General features: G+C 64.9%; 15 protein-coding genes. 11 read left to right on the top strand and 4 right to left on the bottom strand.

Annotated elements, in window-relative coordinates; translation table 11 throughout:
* The first annotated feature begins 248 nt into the window (after nucleotides 1-248).
* The 9 genes from lgt to ACQR1W_RS14470 all read left to right on the top strand — a co-directional run bounded on the left by lgt (nucleotide 249) and on the right by ACQR1W_RS14470 (nucleotide 9,691).
* Nucleotides 249-1,103, top strand: a complete 855-nt coding sequence (gene lgt / locus ACQR1W_RS14510; protein ID WP_434851407.1) for a prolipoprotein diacylglyceryl transferase — start codon at nucleotides 249-251, stop codon at nucleotides 1,101-1,103.
* Nucleotides 1,100-2,221 carry a class I SAM-dependent methyltransferase gene (locus tag ACQR1W_RS14505; RefSeq protein ID WP_434851406.1) on the top strand — a complete coding sequence of 374 codons (1,122 nt, stop codon included), beginning with the start codon at nucleotides 1,100-1,102 and terminating at the stop codon, nucleotides 2,219-2,221. Before lgt ends, ACQR1W_RS14505 begins: the two co-directional genes overlap by 4 nt.
* Nucleotides 2,221-2,988, top strand: a complete 768-nt coding sequence (gene pgeF / locus ACQR1W_RS14500; RefSeq protein ID WP_434851405.1) for a peptidoglycan editing factor PgeF — start codon at nucleotides 2,221-2,223, stop codon at nucleotides 2,986-2,988. The genes ACQR1W_RS14505 and pgeF overlap by 1 nt, the downstream gene beginning before the upstream one ends.
* Before the next feature lie 126 nt (nucleotides 2,989-3,114).
* On the top strand, nucleotides 3,115-3,759 hold the full coding sequence (locus ACQR1W_RS14495) for a hypothetical protein (RefSeq protein ID WP_434851404.1): 645 nt from the start codon (nucleotides 3,115-3,117) through the stop codon (nucleotides 3,757-3,759).
* A 165-nt stretch (nucleotides 3,760-3,924) separates the two neighbouring features.
* Nucleotides 3,925-4,878: a ribose-phosphate pyrophosphokinase gene (locus ACQR1W_RS14490; RefSeq protein WP_008971295.1), complete on the top strand. Its 954-nt coding sequence runs from the start codon at nucleotides 3,925-3,927 to the stop codon at nucleotides 4,876-4,878.
* 361 nt (nucleotides 4,879-5,239) lie between these two features.
* Nucleotides 5,240-6,559, top strand: coding sequence for an ABC transporter substrate-binding protein (locus ACQR1W_RS14485; protein ID WP_008971294.1), 1,320 nt, complete (start codon nucleotides 5,240-5,242; stop codon nucleotides 6,557-6,559).
* Nucleotides 6,556-7,494 carry a carbohydrate ABC transporter permease gene (locus ACQR1W_RS14480; protein ID WP_434851403.1) on the top strand — a complete coding sequence of 313 codons (939 nt, stop codon included), beginning with the start codon at nucleotides 6,556-6,558 and terminating at the stop codon, nucleotides 7,492-7,494. The genes ACQR1W_RS14485 and ACQR1W_RS14480 overlap by 4 nt, the downstream gene beginning before the upstream one ends.
* The gene (locus ACQR1W_RS14475) at nucleotides 7,491-8,315 is read left to right on the top strand and encodes a carbohydrate ABC transporter permease (protein ID WP_434851402.1); all 825 of its coding nucleotides are present in this window, start codon (nucleotides 7,491-7,493) and stop codon (nucleotides 8,313-8,315) included. Before ACQR1W_RS14480 ends, ACQR1W_RS14475 begins: the two co-directional genes overlap by 4 nt.
* Nucleotides 8,316-8,596: 281 nt before the next feature.
* On the top strand, nucleotides 8,597-9,691 hold the full coding sequence (locus ACQR1W_RS14470; protein ID WP_434851401.1) for an HWE histidine kinase domain-containing protein: 1,095 nt from the start codon (nucleotides 8,597-8,599) through the stop codon (nucleotides 9,689-9,691).
* A 115-nt stretch (nucleotides 9,692-9,806) separates the two neighbouring features.
* Here ACQR1W_RS14470 and ACQR1W_RS14465 read toward each other — a convergent pair whose 3' ends face one another.
* Nucleotides 9,807-11,150 (bottom strand): MFS transporter, encoded by a 1,344-nt coding sequence (locus tag ACQR1W_RS14465; protein ID WP_434851400.1) that lies wholly within the window; start codon nucleotides 11,148-11,150, stop codon nucleotides 9,807-9,809.
* A gap of 83 nt (nucleotides 11,151-11,233) precedes the next feature.
* Between ACQR1W_RS14465 and ACQR1W_RS14460 the strand changes: the two genes are divergently transcribed.
* Nucleotides 11,234-12,091 carry an IclR family transcriptional regulator gene (locus tag ACQR1W_RS14460; RefSeq protein ID WP_434851399.1) on the top strand — a complete coding sequence of 286 codons (858 nt, stop codon included), beginning with the start codon at nucleotides 11,234-11,236 and terminating at the stop codon, nucleotides 12,089-12,091.
* Between the two features lie 91 nt (nucleotides 12,092-12,182).
* Nucleotides 12,183-13,781 (top strand): FAD-dependent monooxygenase, encoded by a 1,599-nt coding sequence (locus tag ACQR1W_RS14455; protein ID WP_434851842.1) that lies wholly within the window; start codon nucleotides 12,183-12,185, stop codon nucleotides 13,779-13,781.
* 21 nt (nucleotides 13,782-13,802) lie between these two features.
* On the opposite strand, the gene ACQR1W_RS14450 is transcribed toward ACQR1W_RS14455, so the two are convergent.
* The 3 genes from ACQR1W_RS14450 to ACQR1W_RS14440 form a co-directional block, all read right to left on the bottom strand.
* On the bottom strand, nucleotides 13,803-14,258 hold the full coding sequence (locus tag ACQR1W_RS14450) for a c-type cytochrome (RefSeq protein ID WP_434851398.1): 456 nt from the start codon (nucleotides 14,256-14,258) through the stop codon (nucleotides 13,803-13,805).
* Between the two features lie 13 nt (nucleotides 14,259-14,271).
* Nucleotides 14,272-15,870 (bottom strand): NAD(P)/FAD-dependent oxidoreductase, encoded by a 1,599-nt coding sequence (locus ACQR1W_RS14445; protein ID WP_434851397.1) that lies wholly within the window; start codon nucleotides 15,868-15,870, stop codon nucleotides 14,272-14,274.
* 200 nt (nucleotides 15,871-16,070) lie between these two features.
* A complete protein-coding gene (locus ACQR1W_RS14440; protein ID WP_434851396.1) occupies nucleotides 16,071-16,925 on the bottom strand; it encodes an XdhC family protein in 855 nt (284 codons plus the stop codon).
* Between the last annotated feature and the right edge of the window lie 189 nt (nucleotides 16,926-17,114).

Here is a 17,114-nt window from a genome sequence, read left to right as displayed (position 1 = left end):
AAGAAACTCCGCTTCCGCTCCGGGCCCGATCACACAATGGCGATCCAAATGCGTTCGATCAAGGTGCGGCTCGTCTTGTCATGCCGCGGTTTCCTTGTCATCGTATTGATTGCACGGCAGATCCCGGCTATCGCGCGATCCAAACGTCCATCAGGCAGGGTGCGCTGAAGCATGTACATCTGGCAGGGCTTAGGGAAAGCCCGTGGTGACCAGCCGACCCCAGGCGCCGTGTACACGAAAGCCTCCGAATGACACCTCTCCTCATCAAGCTTCCCGCCTTCGAGCCGGTCGCGATCGCCATCGGGCCGTTTGCGATCCGCTGGTACGCGCTCGCCTATATCGGCGGCATCGTGGTCGGCTGGCTCTATGCCCGCTCGCTGCTGAAAAAGGACCGGCTGTGGGGTGGGCCGGCGCCGATCTCGCTGGTCCAGCTCGACGATTTCATCCTGTGGGTCACGCTCGGCATCATCCTCGGCGGCCGCACCGGCTATGTGCTGTTCTACAACCTGCCTTTTTTCATCGATCACCCGCTCGAGATCTTCGAATTGTGGAAAGGCGGTATGTCGTTCCACGGCGGCTTCATGGGCTGCGTCATCGCGGTGATCTTGTTCTGCCGCCACAACGGCCTGCCGATCCTGTCGCTCGGCGACATCACCACCGCGGTCGGGCCGATCGGCCTGTTTCTTGGCCGCATCGCCAATTTCATCAACGGCGAATTGTGGGGCCGTACGGCCGATCCCAGCCTGCCTTGGGCCATGATCTTCCCCAATGATCGCACCCAGCTGCCCCGTCATCCGAGCCAGCTCTACGAGGCCGGTCTCGAAGGCATCGTGGTGTTCGTCGTCCTCGCCATCCTGATCCGGTTCGGTGCCCTGAAGCGACCAGGCCTTACTCTCGGCAGCTTCGTTCTGCTCTACGGCCTGGCGCGCATCACCAGCGAGCATTTCCGCGAACCGGACCCACAGCTCGGCTTTCTCTGGGGCGGGCTGACCATGGGCATGCTGCTGTCGGTGCCGATGCTGATCGTCGGTGCCATCCTGATCATAAGAGCATTGCGCAAGCCGCAAGATCAGGCCGCGCCATCCCTGCAGGCCCAGCCGTGATCGAACTGTCCCCGCTGCATACCGAGATCAAGCGGCTGATCAAGGCGTCAGGCCCGATGCCGGTGTGGCGCTACATGGAGCTGTGTCTCTCGCATCCGCAGCACGGCTACTACATCTCGCGCGATCCGTTGGGCCGCGAGGGCGACTTCACCACGGCGCCGGAAGTCAGCCAGATGTTCGGCGAGCTGTTGGGCCTGTGGGCCGCTTCGGTGTGGAAGGCAATCGGCTCGCCACAGCAATTCCATCTGATCGAGCTCGGACCCGGACGCGGCACCATGATGTCGGACGCGCTCCGCGCGCTGCGGGTGGCGCCGCCGCTGTACCAGACGCTTTCTGTGCACATGATCGAGATCAATCCCGTGCTGCGCGAAAAGCAGAAGGCGATGCTGACGGGTATGCGCAACATCAACTGGCATGAGCGGTTCGACGAAGTGCCGGAGGGTCCTTGCGTGATCTTCGCCAATGAATATTTCGACGTGCTGCCGATCCATCAGATGGTCCGCCGCGAGACCGGCTGGCACGAGCGCGTGATCGAGCTCGACGACAACGACAACTTCACCTATGGCGCGGCCGCCGAGCCGACCCCGGGCTTCGAGACCCTGCTGCCGCCGTTGGTCCGTGCGGCGCCCCTCGGCGCCATCTTCGAATGGCGGCCCGACTCGGAGATCATGGCGCTGGCCAAGCGCGTGCGCGATCAGCGCGGCGCCGCGCTCATCATCGACTACGGCCACATCCGCAGCAGTGTCGGCGACACGTTCCAGGCCATTGCGCGCCACACCTTCGCCGACCCGTTGAAGACGCCGGGCCTTGCCGACATCACCGCTCATGTCGACTTCGACGCCTTGGGCCGCGCCGCCGAAGCGGTCGGCGCACGCGTGCATGGGCCGGTGATCCAGGGCGAATTCCTGCAGCGGCTCGGCATCGAAACGCGTGCGCTGACCTTAATGCAGAAGGCGTCACTCGAAGTCGCCGAGGACATCGCCAACGGGCTGAAGCGCCTGATCAGCGGCGGCCGCGGCGGCATGGGGTCGTTGTTCAAGGTGCTGGCCGTTTCTGATCCCGGGATTCCCGTATTGCCGGCGCTCAGTGACGACAGGACCGAAGCGGGAGCGTCGTGATGGTACTATCATCGGATCTGATCTCGGCCGTTCCCGGACTGCGGCATGCCTTCTTCACCCGTGAAGGCGGCGTGTCCGACGGCATCTATGCCGGACTGAACGGCGGGCTGGGCTCCAGCGACGTGCCGGAGAATGTCCGCGAGAATCGCCGCCGTATGGCCACCCAGCTCGGCGTAGCGCCGGAGAATTTCCTGAGCGTCCACCAGGTCCACTCGCCCGACGTGGTGGTCGCCACTGGTCCTTGGGACAGTCCTGCGCGGCCGAAGGTCGACGCCATCGTGACCCGTACCGAAAATCTGGCTATCGGCGTCACCACCGCCGATTGCGGTCCGGTCCTGTTCGTCGACCCGACGCGGCGTGTGATCGGTGCCGCGCATGCCGGTTGGAAGGGCGCGCTCACCGGCGTTCTCGAAGCAACCCTCGATGCCATGGAAACGCTCGGCGCTGAGCGCGAACAGATCGTCGCCGCCATCGGTCCGATGATCCGGCAGCCGAGCTATGAGGTCGGCGCCGAATTCGTGGAGCGCTTTCTCGACGCCGATGCCGACAACACGATCTTCTTCCTGCCGTCGGCACGCCAGGGACACGCGCTATTTGATCTCGCCGGATTCATCCGCATGCGGCTGGAAAAGGCCGGCGTGCTCATGATCGACGATCTCGGCCATGATACCTATGCCGACGAACGCTTCTTCAGCTACCGTCGCTCGGTGCACCGCAAGGAGCCGGATTATGGCCGCCATGTGCACGCGATCGTCCTCGAAGGCTGAAGCTGGACCAAACTGTGACATCATCTGGTTTGCTTAACTATTTCTGAACAAGCAGCTGCGTTCTGTCCCGCTTTGTGTCAGCGGCGACCTAGACGTTAATCGATTTTAACGATATCGCTCCCACCGATGAGGGAAGCGTCGCTACTACTTCACCGGCTCGGCGGGACTGCGTTGCACGCTTGCGTTGCCGCGACGCTTATGATGTCGGCCTGCGCGCTCGGCGGCTGCGCCAGCAACGGCGCGAGCAATTCCTACGCGATGGCCACCACAACTGCGCCGAGCGATGCCGCAACGATCGCCTTCGATCAGATCGATGGCCCGCCGCCGCAAGTGTTCGACCGCATGGTGAACGTACTCGACAGCGAATCGAAATTGCGCAGCCTGGCTGTCGTGTCGCGCGAGGCGCCGGCCGCCTACCGCGTGCGCAGCTATCTCTCCGCGCAGGTGGTCAGCGGCAAGAGCGTGATCGCGTGGGTCTGGGATGTCTATGACCGCAATCAGCAGCGCGCGCTGCGGCTGTCGGGCCAGGAGTCGACCGGACGCGCGGGACGGGATGCGGTGCGCGATCCCTGGGGCGCGGCCGACGACCTCGTGCTTCGCAAGATTGCGCAGGCCGGCTTCAGCGGGCTCACCAGCATGCTCAATGGAACAGCGCCCGCGGACAGTCCGACCCAGCCCGCACCGGCGGCACGTGGTCCGGCGGTGGCGGCCGCTCCGGCCGACACGACCGATACCACCAACGTCGCGGCCCTCGGCTACACCGACCATTAGCCAAAGCGGCGCAATTCGCAGCCATTTTTGACCGGGAAAACGTCTTCCGCGGGTTGCCAGCCGCGCTATCTCCTTGATATCACCTCGCCCGTGCAAGATTGCCGGTTCCACGGGTAGCCCGATATGCTGAATATTGTCTCCAGCGAAGCGCGGGGAGAAATCTCGATGTCGGCCAAGAACGGCTCCATCAAACTGGTTGCCGGCAACTCCAACCCAGCACTGGCGAGCGCAATCGCCACCGAGCTCGGGCTGCCGCTCACCAAGGCCGTTGTCCGGCGCTTCGCCGACATGGAGATCTTCGTCGAGATTCAGGAGAACGTCCGCGGCTCCGACGTCTTCATCCTGCAGTCGACGTCGTACCCGGCCAACGACCTGCTGATGGAGCTGCTGATCATCACCGATGCGCTGCGCCGTGCTTCGGCGCGCCGCATCACCGCGGTGGTGCCCTATTTCGGCTATGCGCGGCAGGATCGCAAATCGGGCTCGCGCACGCCGATCTCGGCCAAGCTCGTCGCCAATTTGATCGCCCATGCCGGCGTCGACCGCGTCATGACGCTCGACCTGCATGCCGGCCAGATCCAGGGCTTCTTCGATATTCCGACCGACAACCTTTACGCCGCGCCGCTGATGGTGCGCGACATCAAGGATCGGTTCGACCTCTCCTCCCTGATGGTGGTCTCGCCCGATGTCGGCGGCGTGGCGCGGGCCCGCGGGCTTGCCAAGCGGATCAACACTCCGCTCGCCATTGTCGACAAGCGCCGTGAGCGCCCCGGCGAGTCCGAGGTGATGAACGTGATCGGCGACGTGTCCGGCCGCACCTGCATCCTGATCGACGACATCGTCGATTCCGGAGGCACCCTGGTGAACGCCGCCGACGCGCTGCTCAAGCACGGCGCCAAGGAAGTCTACGCCTATATCACCCATGGCGTGCTGTCCGGCGGAGCTGCGAGCCGCATCACCTCGTCGCGGCTGAAGGAGCTCGTCATCACCGACTCCATCATGCCGACCGAAGCCGTTCGTAATGCGCCCAACATCCGCACGCTGCCGATCGCGCCGCTGATCGCCGAGGCGATCGGCCGCACCGCGGCGGAAGAGTCGGTCTCAAGCCTGTTCGACTAAGCCGTCTTTCGAAGCGGCCATCAGCGCCGTGACAGATTGATTTGTCATACCCCGCGCAGGCGGGGTATCCAGTACCCCGCAGCTTCTCGATCTATCACGACCATCTCCCCGTACTGGATCGCCCAGAGCGGGGCGATGACGGTTGAGATTGTGGTGCACAGCTCGCTCCCTCACCCGCCATTGCGAAGCGCCTCGCAGCGCAGTGAGCGCGGCAGGAAACGCGGCCAGCCTTTTCTGCTGCGGCCGTGACGCTGAGAGTTTCGTCGCAATGCACCAATGATGCACCTCCGATCCTCCTGTTGCGGCGGCGGCGGATCGCGTTAGACTTCCCCGTAAGAAAAAGCATCCTGGGGAGGATACGATGAGAGCGATCACGCGCCGCAACATGCTTGCGGGCACGGCGGCAGCAAGCGCGCTTGCGCTGGCCGGACGGTCTGCCTGGGCCGAGCCGCAGTGGAAGAAATATGCCGGCACCAAGCTCGAGGCGATGCTGATCAAGGGACCGCGCGGCGACAATGTGCAGAAGTACCTCAAGGAATTCACCGCGCTGACCGGCATCGAAGTCGAGTCCGAGCAGATCCCCGAGCAGCAGCAGCGGCAGAAGGTGGTGATCGAGCTCTCCTCCGGCAAGCCGAGCTTCGACGTCGTTCACCTAAGCTATCACGTGCAGAAGCGGCAGTTCGAGAAGGCCGGATGGCTTGCCGACATCACGGACTACATCAAGGACCCGAACCTCACCGCGCCGGATCTCGTTGAAAGCGATTTCTCAGCCGCTGGGCTGACTTACGCCAGGAACGACAAGGGCCGGATGCTGTCGCTGCCGTGGTCGGTCGACTACTTCATCCTCTACTACAACAAGGAGCTGTTCGCGAAGAAGGGCGTCGCGGTACCGAAGACGCTCGACGAAATGGCCGAGGCTGCACAAAAACTGACTGATCCCAAGGACGGCACCTTCGGCTTCGTCGGCCGCGGTCTGCGCAACGCCAACATGACCCTGTGGACCAATTTCTACCTGAACTATGGCGGCGAATTCCTTGACGACAAAGGCAATATCCTGAGCGACGGACCCGAGGCGGTCGCCGCGACAAAGCTCTATCAGAAGCTGCTCACGACCTCGGCGCCGCCTGGCGTGGCCGGCTTCAACTGGATGGAGTCGATGGCCTCTTTCACGCAAGGTCGCTCGGCGATGTGGATCGACGGCGTCGGCTGGGCGCCCCCGCTGGAGGACCCGAATGCCTCGCGCGTGGTCGGCAAGGTCGGGTATACCGTGGTGCCGGCCGGGCCGAAGGGGCAGTATTCCGCCACCTATGGCGACGGCATCGGCATCGCGGCCGCCAGCAAGAACAAGGAGGCGGCCTATCTGCTCTGCCAGTGGATCGTGTCCAAGACCCAAGGCGCGCGCCTGCTGCAGGCCGGCGGCGGCGTGCCGTTCCGCAGCTCCATCCTGAACGACGCCGAGGTCCAGAGCGGCGTGAAGATGCCGAAGGAATGGCTGCAGTCGGCGATCGACTCCGCCAAGATCTCCAAGCTTGGCCTGCCCGTGGTGATCCCCGTCGCCGAATATCGCGACATCGTCGGCGCCGCGCTGACGGCCACGCTCTCCGGCGCCGATCCCGCAACCGAGCTGAAGAAAGCGCACGAGCAGTATCGCCCGATCCTGGAGCGCAGCGAGAAAGCGTGAGCACGATTGCCGAACAAGCCTCGGGCACGGCGGCACAGGCCGCCGTACCAGAGCGGCCATGGCGGCCGCCGTCCTACTGGCCGTTCGTGCTGCCGGCGCTCGTCGTCGTGCTGGGCGTGATCATCTTTCCCTGGCTGTTCACGATCTGGATGAGCTTCCAGGAATGGAAGGTCGGTGCGCCCACCGTTTTCGTCGGGCTCGCCAACTATCTGCGGCTGCCGGCCGATCCCCGCTTCGTCGAGTCGGTCGGCCACACGCTGTCCTATACCGCGCTCTCGGTGCTGCTGCCGCTGATCTTGGGTACCTTCGCAGCAGTCGTCTTCCACACCAGGTTTCCCGGCCGCGGACTGCTACGCGCGCTGTTCATCATGCCGATGATGGCAACGCCGGTGGCGATCGCGCTGGTCTGGACCATGATGTTCCACCCGCAGCTCGGGGTCCTGAACTATCTGTTGTCACTCGTCGGTCTGCCGCCGCAGCTCTGGGTGTTTCACCCGGCCACCGTGATCCCCTCGCTGGTGCTGGTCGAGACCTGGCAATGGACACCGCTGGTGATGCTGATCGTGCTCGGCGGTATCGCCGCGCTGCCCACCGAGCCTTATGAGAGCGCGCAGATCGATGGCGCCAGCCCCTGGCAGATGTTCCGCTACATCACGCTGCCGCTGATCATGCCGTTCCTGTTCATCGCCGCTATGATCCGCGGCATCGATGCGGTGAAGAGTTTCGACATCATTTTCGCGATCACTCAAGGCGGCCCGGGCTCGGCCTCGGAGACCATCAATCTCTATCTCTACAGCGTCGCTTTCGTTTATTACGACCTCGGCTATGCCTCGGCGATCGCGGTCGTCTTCTTCGTGCTGATCATCGCGCTCACCGCCCTGCTCCTAGTGCTGCGCCGCCGGGTGCAGTGGAATGCGCTGGGGGACGAGCCATGAGCGGACGCGCCATCCTCGGGCGCCTCGCGCTGGCTTTGGCGGTGTTCATCATCGTCTCGCCCGCGATCCTGTTCTTTCTCTGGATGCTGTCGCTATCAGTGAAATTTGAGATCGACAATGCCGCGTATCCGCCGGTGTTCTGGCCGGAGCATTTCGCCTGGAAGAATTACACCGACGTGCTGTCGTCGAACCGCTTCTTTACCTACTTCACGAACAGCATGCTGGTGACGGGCGGTGCGACCTTGCTCGCGATGCTGGTCGGCGTGCCGGCGGGCTATGGCATCGCGCGTATGGCCGCGCACAAATCGGCGATCGTGATCCTGGTTGCGCGCATCACGCCCGGTCTGTCTTATCTGATCCCGCTGTTCCTGTTGTTCCAGTGGCTCGGCCTGCTTGGCACGCTGTGGCCGCAGATCATCATCCATCTCGTCGTCACCGTGCCGATCGTGATTTGGATCATGATCGGCTATTTCGAGACCACGCCGCTCGAGCTGGAAGAGGCCGCGCGGATCGACGGCGCCACGCGATGGCAGGTGTTCCGCCACGTCGCGCTGCCGGTGGCCAAGCCCGGACTTGCCGTGGCCTTCATCCTTTCGGTGATCTTCTCCTGGAACAACTTCGTATTCGGCATCGTGCTGGCCGGGCGTGAGACGCGCACGCTGCCTGTCGCCGTCTACAACATGATCTCATTCGATCAGCTGAGCTGGGGACCGTTGGCCGCCGCCGCGCTGATCGTGACCTTCCCCGTGCTGCTGCTGACCGTGTTCGCGCAGCGGCAGATCGTCGCGGGACTCACGGCGGGTGCCGTCAAAGGCGGCTAAAAGCCGCGTATACGGCATGCCAGCATCAGCACGCGAATGAAGGGCGGAGCTGCCTTTGTCGGGCCATACTCTGCCTTTTGGGTGTCTCTCATGGAACCGAGATTCGACCCGCGTGCTTGACGCGAGGGACACTCGCCTCGAAGGTTTCATGCTGTTTCCGTGCCGGCTTCGTTCGAGCCGAAGTAAACCGCGCCGCACGACCGTCCAATGCCGGCTGGGGTATCCGGCTCGGTCATCGTGCTGCATGTCCGCATCGGCTGAACCGCCCAACAAAGACCAGCATGCCTCCCGATCGTGACGCTCCCGCGCCGGACCGATTGACTGCCCTGTCGCAGACTGACCTGCTCGACACCCCGCCCGAGCCGGGCTTCGATCGTGTCACCCGCCTCGCAACGCGGCTCTTGCAGGCGCCGGCCGCGATCATCGCTCTCGTCGATCGCGACAGGCAATTCTTCAAGAGCTCCATCGGCCTGTGTGAGCCGTGGAATTCCTTGCGGGAAACGCCGCTGAATCACTCCTTCTGTCAGCATGTCGTGAGCACGGCAGCGCCGCTGGCCGTCTCCGATGCGAGCCAACATCCTCTGGTGAAGAACCATCTCGCCGTGCCTGTCCCCGGGGTGATCGCCTATCTCGGCGTTCCCTTGAAGCTGTCGGGAGGCGAGGTGATCGGCGCGCTCTATGTGATCGACCACGTCCCGCGTGCCTGGAGCGAGGACGACATCGCCCAGCTCGTCGAGCTCAGCGAGATCGTGATGGACGAGATCGCGTTGCGCGCCGAGAATGCGCGGCGACGGACCGTCGAGCAACACCATCGCGTGCTGGTCCATGAGCTCAATCACCGCGTCAAGAACACGCTGGCGCTGGTCGACAGCATCATCGCGCTCAGCGTCCGCGCCGACGCGACGTTCGTGAATTTCGGCGAGGCGCTGCGCGGCCGCATCGCGGCGCTGGCGCGCAGCCATGCGCTGGCGCTCGATCGCGGCCGTGAAGCGATCACGCTCGACGAGCTTGTGCAGGCCGAGCTGGCGCCGCTGCAATGTGAGCGCGTCGCAGTCGACGGCCCTTTGGTGCAGCTTGCTCCGGGTATTGCGCTTTATCTCTCGATGGGACTGCATGAGCTCGTCACCAACGCCGTGAAGTATGGCGCGCTCTCCAACGATGCCGGCGGCGTGACGCTGGGCTGGAGGCTCGACGACGGCCGTCTCAAGCTGTCATGGCAAGAGAGCGGCGGACCCCTGGTCACGCCGCCGGCCCGCAACGGTTTCGGCTCGCTGCTGTTCGAGCGCATCCTCGGCCCAGCGCTCGGCGGGGCGGTCACGCGCAACTTCGCTGCCGACGGGCTGAAGGTGAAGTTCGACATGCCACTCACGAGCTGACAGGCGAAAACGCCGCAAGACCGTGCCGCCTGTCATCGCGATAGCAGGCGCAGTGCCGAGGCGCCCTTGGCCACCATCCATTCAGCAACTACGATTTCAACTGCGCTGTCTGCGCTCACCCTCCACCAGACCGCGTGGCGCGAACCAGCGCGAAGGCTGCGGCCGCGGCGATCAGCGCGGGAAGCGCCGCGGCCGTGAACAGCAGGTCGACGCCGACCCTGGCGGCCAGCATCGCGCCGCCGACCAGCGGTCCGACGATCGAGCCGATCCGGCCGATGCCGAGCGCCCAGCCCATGCCGGTCGAGCGGATCGCGGTCGGGTAATAAGTCGCCGTCAGCGCATTGGCGGCGATCTGACCACCGACGATGCAAAAGCCGGCGGCGAAGATCGTCACCGTGACGAAGCCGATCGAATGGCTGGTGAAGCCGATCGCCGCGATCGCCAGCGCCGCGCAGACATAGACGATCGCCAGCGCCTGGAAGGAGAAGCGGTCGATGACGCGGCCAAGCGTGAAGGTGCCGACCACGCCGCCGACCTGGAGCATGGCGCCGATGACAGCCGCAACTGATACCGAGGTACCGAGATCGTTGAGCACGGTCGGCAGCCAGTTCGACAACAGATAGAGGTCGAGCAGGCTCATGAAGAACACGACCCAGAGCAGCAGCGTGACCCCGCCGCGCTGCTCGGCGAACAGATGGGCCACCGGCAAGCCCGGCAGTTTCGGCTCTTGCACGACGAAGTGGGCGTCAGCCGCGACCTCGACCGTCGGCGCGACGCGCCGCAGCAGTGCGGCCACCTCGTGGTCGCGGCCGCCGACCAGCGCCAGATAGCGAATCGATTCCGGCAGCACGATGCCGAGGATCGGCGCCAGCACCAGCGGCACCAGCCCGCCGACCAGGAACACCGAGCGCCAGCCGAAGGCCGGGATCAGCGCCGCCGCGACAAGACCGCCGAGCGCGGCGCCGATCGAGAATCCCGCAAACATCATCATCACCATAGTGGCGCGGCGCCGGTGCGGGCTGAGCTCCGAGGTCAGCGCCACCGCGTTCGGCATCGCGCCGCCGAGGCCAAGCCCGGTGAGGAAGCGCAACGCGATCAACCAGCTCGCATCCTGCGCCAGCATCGTCAGCAAGCTGCCGAGACCGAATGCGGCGGTGCTGAGCACGATGATCCGCTTGCGCCCGATCCGATCGGCGATGGTGCCGAACAGGATCGCCCCGATCATGAGACCAAACAGGCCGGCGCTGAACACCGGCCCGAGCGCGCCACGCGCCAGCTTCCATTCCTGCGCCAGCGCCGGCGCGACATAGCCAATGGCCTGGGTGTCGAAACCGTCGACGAACAAGACCGCCGCGCAGATCAAGAGCATCTGGATCTGGAAGGGGCCGACCGGCAAACGGTCGATGGTCTCGGGCACGTCAATGGCCGCTGTCGCCCTCGCCCTGGCGTCAAGATTCATCCGCGTCGTCCTTCCCCGTGGCCTTCGGCGTCCCTTGGGCCTGCATTCAATTATTGTTTCAAATCTCTTATTATGAGATTTCATTGAATACAAGTCATCCACCGCGGGTGTTCTCGCGAACCAGCAACGCGGCTATCAGGACGGCAGCTTGGGATGCGGTGAGGCGGGCGTTGAAGAAGACCAACAGTCAGGATCGGGTGCTGGCGGTGCTCGACCTGTTCAGCGAGAGTCGCCCGCTCTGGACGCCTGAGGAGCTGATGCGCGAGCTCGGCTATACCCGGCCGACGCTCTACCGCTATCTCAAGAGCCTGAAGGACATCGGGCTGCTGATGTCGACGCGGGGCGGCCGCTTCACGCTCGGTCCGCGCGTGGTTGAGATGGATTATTTGAGCCGCCGCGCCGATCCCCTGGTCGCAACCGCCGCGCCGCATCTGGCGCGCCTGACCGCCACCCATCCCTGCACCGCGCTGATCGTGCGCTGGTATGGCGACAAGATGCTGTGTGTGGCCTCGCAATCCTCCGCCCCTAATCCCATCAGCAGCTACCCGCGCGGACGTCCGATGCCGATGGGGCGCGGCGCGATCGCGCGCTCGATCATGGCATTCCTGCCGAAGCCGCAGCTGATGCCGTTGATCAGCCGCTATGCGCACGATCTCCGCCAGGTCGGGGTGGGCGCGACACCGGAGGACATCCTGGCGGCGTTCAAGCGCATCCGCCGCGCCGGCGTCGCGGTCGCGTTCGGCGAGGTGACGCCGGGCGCGGTCGGCATTGCCGCCCCGATTCTCGACGCCGGCTATCCGGTGGCCAGCCTCTGCGTCACCGTCGGCGGTCAGCAGACGAGCGGCGAATTGATCGACCGGATCAGCGCGGAGGTGCGCGAGGCCGCACGGCTGATCGCAACCGAGGTCTTCGACGAATCCAATTCAAATCTCAATATATGAGATTTGAATTGACGCACTGCTCGACAGAGGGCATGTGAAAGACTGAAGCGCCCGGCAGACCGGAATGACCGAGGCCGCAACAAGGAAACGCATGCGGATGATGACGCACGCAACAACGCCCGTGGTGATCGTCGGCGGTGGCCCGGTCGGGATCGGGCTCGCGATCGACCTCGGCCTGCGGGGCATCAAGTCGATCGTCGTCGAGCGTTATCCGGAGCCGCAGCGGATTCCGAAGGGACAGAACCTCACCCAGCGCACCATGGAGCATTTCCAGGTCTGGGGTGCGGAAGACGCGCTGCGCGCCGCGCGCACCATTCCGCGCGACTACGGCATCGGCGGGCTCACCGCCTATGGCTCGCTGCTCAGCGGCTACAGTCATGACTGGCTGCAGCGCGAGCTGGTCCGGCCGTTCTACTTCACCGACAATGAGCGGCTGCCGCAGTACGCCACCGAGGCGGTGCTGCGGCGGCGCGCCGCCGAGATCGAGAGCATCGAATTGCTCTACGGCTGGACTTGCACGGCCGTCCGCCAGGACGCCGATGGTGCGGAGGTCGAGATCGCCGATCGCAACGGCGGCAAGCGGACGCTGCGCGCAGACTACGTGGTCGGCTGCGACGGCAGCCGTTCGCTGGTCCGCGAGCAGGCGGGCATCACCCAGACGCGATCCGACCATGACCGGCTGATGGTGCTGCTCGTGTTCCGCTCCACCGGCCTGCATGAACTGCTGGCGCGTTACCCCGGCAAATCATTCTACAACGTGCTGCATCCGGAGCTTGACGGCTACTGGAAGTTCTTCGGCCGAGTCGATCTCGGCTCGACCTGGTTCTTCCACGCGCCGGTGCCGGCCGACACCACGCGCGACAATTTCGATTTCAAGCGCATCCTGCACGAGGCTGCCGGCACCGAATTCGACATCGAGTTCGAGCACATCGGCTTCTGGGATCTGCGCTTTGCGATTGCCGACAGCTATCGTGCTGGGCGCATCTTCATCGCCGGCGACGCCGCCCACAGCCATCCGCCCTATGGCGGCTATGGCGTCAACAGCGGGCTCGAGGATGCCGTCAACCTGTCCTGGAAGCTGGCCGCGCAGCTGCAGGGCTGGGCCGGCGCTGGCCTGCTCGACAGCTATAGCGCCGAGCGGCAGCCGGTGTTCGCCTCCACCGCGCGCGACTTCATCGAACAGTCGATCCTGACCGACCGCGACTTCCTCCGCCGTCACGATCCGGCCCGCGACCGCTTCGATTTCGAAGCGGCCTGGCGCGCGCGGCAGTCCGGCGCGCGCGCCGAGGTGAACGCGTTCGAGCCCCATTATGAAGGCTCGCCGATCGTGTGGGGAACGCCGGGTGCGGTGAGCAGCGCGATCGGCAACCATGCCTATGCGGCGCGTGCCGGCCATCATCTGGCGCCGCAGCCGCTGTCATCAGGCAGGAATGTCTTCGAGGAATTGGGTCAAGGCTTTGCGCTGGTCGCGCTCGGCGCGGATGATGCAACATTCCACTTCGCGCAGGCCGCCGCGGAATTGCGCATGCCGCTCAAGGTCATCAACGACACCGCGGCAGACGGCCGCGAACAATATGAGGCGCGGCTGATTCTGGTGCGGCCCGACCAGTTCGTGGCGTGGGCAGGCGATGATGTGTCCGGCGACGAGGCCACGCGGCTGTTGCGGCGCGCGATCGGCAGAAGCGCGTAAAGGCACAAGCCAACGCCGCTCTCAGGGCCGTGCGGCTTTGGCATCCTCGGCGGTGACGGCGTCCTGATAGTCGTTGCCGAAATGCGTTCGCACGTAGTTGACGACGGCGGCGACCTGCTCGTCGCTCATGAAGGCACCGAGCGGCGGCATGCCGTGCTGGCCGTGAGTGACGACATGCAGCGGATAGGCTCCGGCCTGCAGCTTGGCGTTTCCGGCAAGCGAGGGGAAGGTGCCGGCGCCACGCGCGCCCGTTCCATCCATCATGTGGCAGCCGCTGCAGACGTTGCGGTAAAGACTGTCGCCGTCCCGCTCGACGAACCTGTAGCCCGGGCTGAACACGATGTCCGTTTGCGCCGCTGAATTCGACTGCGCGTTCGACGCCGGCAAAGTGAGCAGTTGCGCGCCGCAGGCGGCCAGCATGGCCGCAGCACCGACGAGCGGCCGGATCGTGGCCATGAGCTGCGGATGATCCTTCATCGAAGCCACCCGGCTAGCTCTTCATCACACGCTGATGCAGCCGCGTGACTGCATCGAGCGCCGACAGGATCGCGCCTTCCTGCCAAGCCGGAATGTAGGACACGTGCTCGCCGGCGAGCGCAATCCGGCCGTCGATCTGACAGAGGTTGTCGTAGTGCTGCGCGCGTGCCGCCTCGGTCCAGTAGCCGGCGCAGCCGAGCGTGAACGGCATCCGGCTCCAGGCGACCGCAACGCCGGTCTCGAACTCCGTGCGGTACTGCGGATGGATCTGCGAACCGAACTCCACCGCTCGCGCGATTCGCTCCTGCGGCGTCAAGGCCGTGAATTCATAGGCGTTCGGCAAGCCGAACAGATAAGCGCCTAACAGCACGCCGCGGCCGCTTCGATTGAAGTCCGCGCTGGGATAGCCGATCTGGCCGATCGGCAGATCGGTGTAGCTGATGCCGCCATAGATCGCGTCATCCTCCTCCCAGAAGCGCCGCTTGAACTGCAAGCCGATCTTGACCGAGGCGATGTACGGAACGGCCTCGATCGCAGCCTGCATCGGCGCGCCGACATCGATCTCGATCTGGCTGAGGATCGACAAGGGAATCGTGCAGATGCACCAGTCCGCTCTCTCCTGGTGGACCGCGGCCTGCGCGTCGGTGTCGGCGTAGGTCACCGTGACGCCATCACCGCCCTGCTGAATCCGTGTCACCCTGGCGTTATAGTGAATGAGGTCGCCGAGTTCGCGCGCGAAAGCCTTTCCGATCGCGTCCATGCCGCCGACCGGTTGAAACAACGTCGTCTGGAAATCGAACTGCGCGAAATTCTGCAAGTAACGCCACAGGCGCGACTGCAGGATCTCCGACATCTCGATCGGCGTCCCCGCGACGGGTGCCGCGCCGATGCCTCCGCCCGGCGCCTTCTCAAAGCCGCGGTGCCCTGCCGCGATCAGGCTGCTCTTGTAGGTGTAGCTGGAGTCGAGCGCTCCCCAGCTCCTCAGGGCCACCAGCAGGACCTCCTTGTCCTGCTTGGAGACGGCGACATCGAGCGCGCCCTGCTGCGTCACCTTGGCAAGCAGCTCCGAGACGTGGCCCTGGAAATCCGCCTGGATCTCGCGGATCCGCTGCGGCCTGCCGCCGAATCCATTCGCGGCGTGCAGCAGCGCATTGTGGTTGAGCTGGATGAACGGCTCGAGCGCAACATTGAGACGCCGGCAATAGTCGAGCACGCCACGATGGTGATATGGAATTCGCCACGGCCCCGGATTGATGTAGAGGCCCGGCGCGAATTCGCAGGTCTGGCTGTTGCCACCGAGTTCGGTGAAGGTGTCGCCGCCGCGCAGGGTCCAGTTGCGGCCACCGGGCCGGCTGTTGAATTCGAGCACCTTGACTCTGTAGCCGGCGTTGCGCAGCTCCAACGCCGCGGTCATGCCGGCAAGACCGGCACCCAGGACCAGCACGGAGGCGCCGTTCGGATCGCCGTGGAGCTTGATCGGGCCGTTGTAGGTGGATTCAGCGGCGAAGCCGAGGCTTGTCATCGCATGATACATCGCCGCGCTGCCGGCCACCGTGCCGATCAGCGCCAGCAGATCGCGCCGGCTCATCGGCGTATGATGCTTGCCATCCATCTCGGCGCCTCAGGATCTTGCGGATGCCGGCGGCGCAGCAAAGAGCGGCCTTGATTGAGACATCGAACGTCATCTCGGCTTGGGGCTAGCGTGACGGCCGTTATGCTACCCCGCCACCGACCTTAGCCGACGACGAATGCGATTGCAGACGCAATGTTTGACGTCAATTGTTCTTGAACGGATCGACGCTGGCGTCATCCCTATGCACGCCGCTCTCCGACGCCGGCGAGGCCGAAATTAGGAGCGCGCTGCCCCCGCCTCCGCTCGATCGTCATCTCCGCCAGGATCGACATCGCGATTTCCTCCGGCGTGATGGCACCGAGATCGAGGCCGGCCGGCGCCTTGACGCGGTCGAGCCGGTTGGGATCGACGCCATCGGCGATCAGCTTCTCGCGCAATGAGGCCATCTTGCGCCGGCTGCCGACGAACGCGTGATAGATCGCCTCGGTGTCGACGGCCGCCCGCAGCGCGGCCTCGTCGCCCTTGCCCTGCGTCGACACCACCACGAAGCGCTTGGCATCGCCGAGCGGACCGAGCGCGAAGCCGTCGATCAACATATCGGCCTCGGAGGTGGCGACGAGATCAGACGCGGGCGCAGCCAGTGTCACGTGATAGCCAAGCGGCTTGGCCTGCGCCGCCAGCGACAGCGCCACCGGGCTTGCACCGAATATCACCAGCGACGGATGCGGCAGTACCGGCTCGACGAAGATATCCATCGTTCCCTTGCTCGGGCACATGTTGCTGGCGAACTTCACGCCTTCGCGAATTTCGCCCGCCTTGACGCCGAGCTCGGCCAGCAGATTTTCCGGCTGCACCGACACCATGCGCGGGATGCCGTCGGCGAGGGCCTCGCGCGCCGCCTTCAAGACCGCGCCTCTCGCACAACCACCGCCGATCCAGCCCGCGACGATCGAGCCGTCGGGCCGGATAATCGCCTTCGCGCCGGCTTTCGCCGCGGTCACCGACACCGTGCGCACGACGGTCGCCAGCACGAAGCTTTCCTCGGCAGCCTTTAGCTGCGCAGCAAGATCGAGCACTTCAGGGGCAGTGGTCATACGAGCCTCCCATGCAGCACGTGGAGGTCGCACTGTTGCAGCGGCAGCGGTGCGTTCCCTCCCCCCTTGTGGGGGAGGGTTAGGGAGAGGGGTAAGCCACGGGCGGTATGCTTGGAGGCCTCCCTCCCCAGCCCTCCCCCAAAAGGGGGGAGGGAGCATACTGCCGATGCCGCTCGTTCTCGTGTCATC

The organism is Bradyrhizobium sp. HKCCYLS1011 (genome assembly GCF_051167795.1).
Classification (GTDB): Bacteria; Pseudomonadota; Alphaproteobacteria; order Rhizobiales; family Xanthobacteraceae; genus Bradyrhizobium.
Note: the sequence above shows the minus strand (reverse complement) of the source record. Positions and strands in the feature narration are given on the sequence as shown.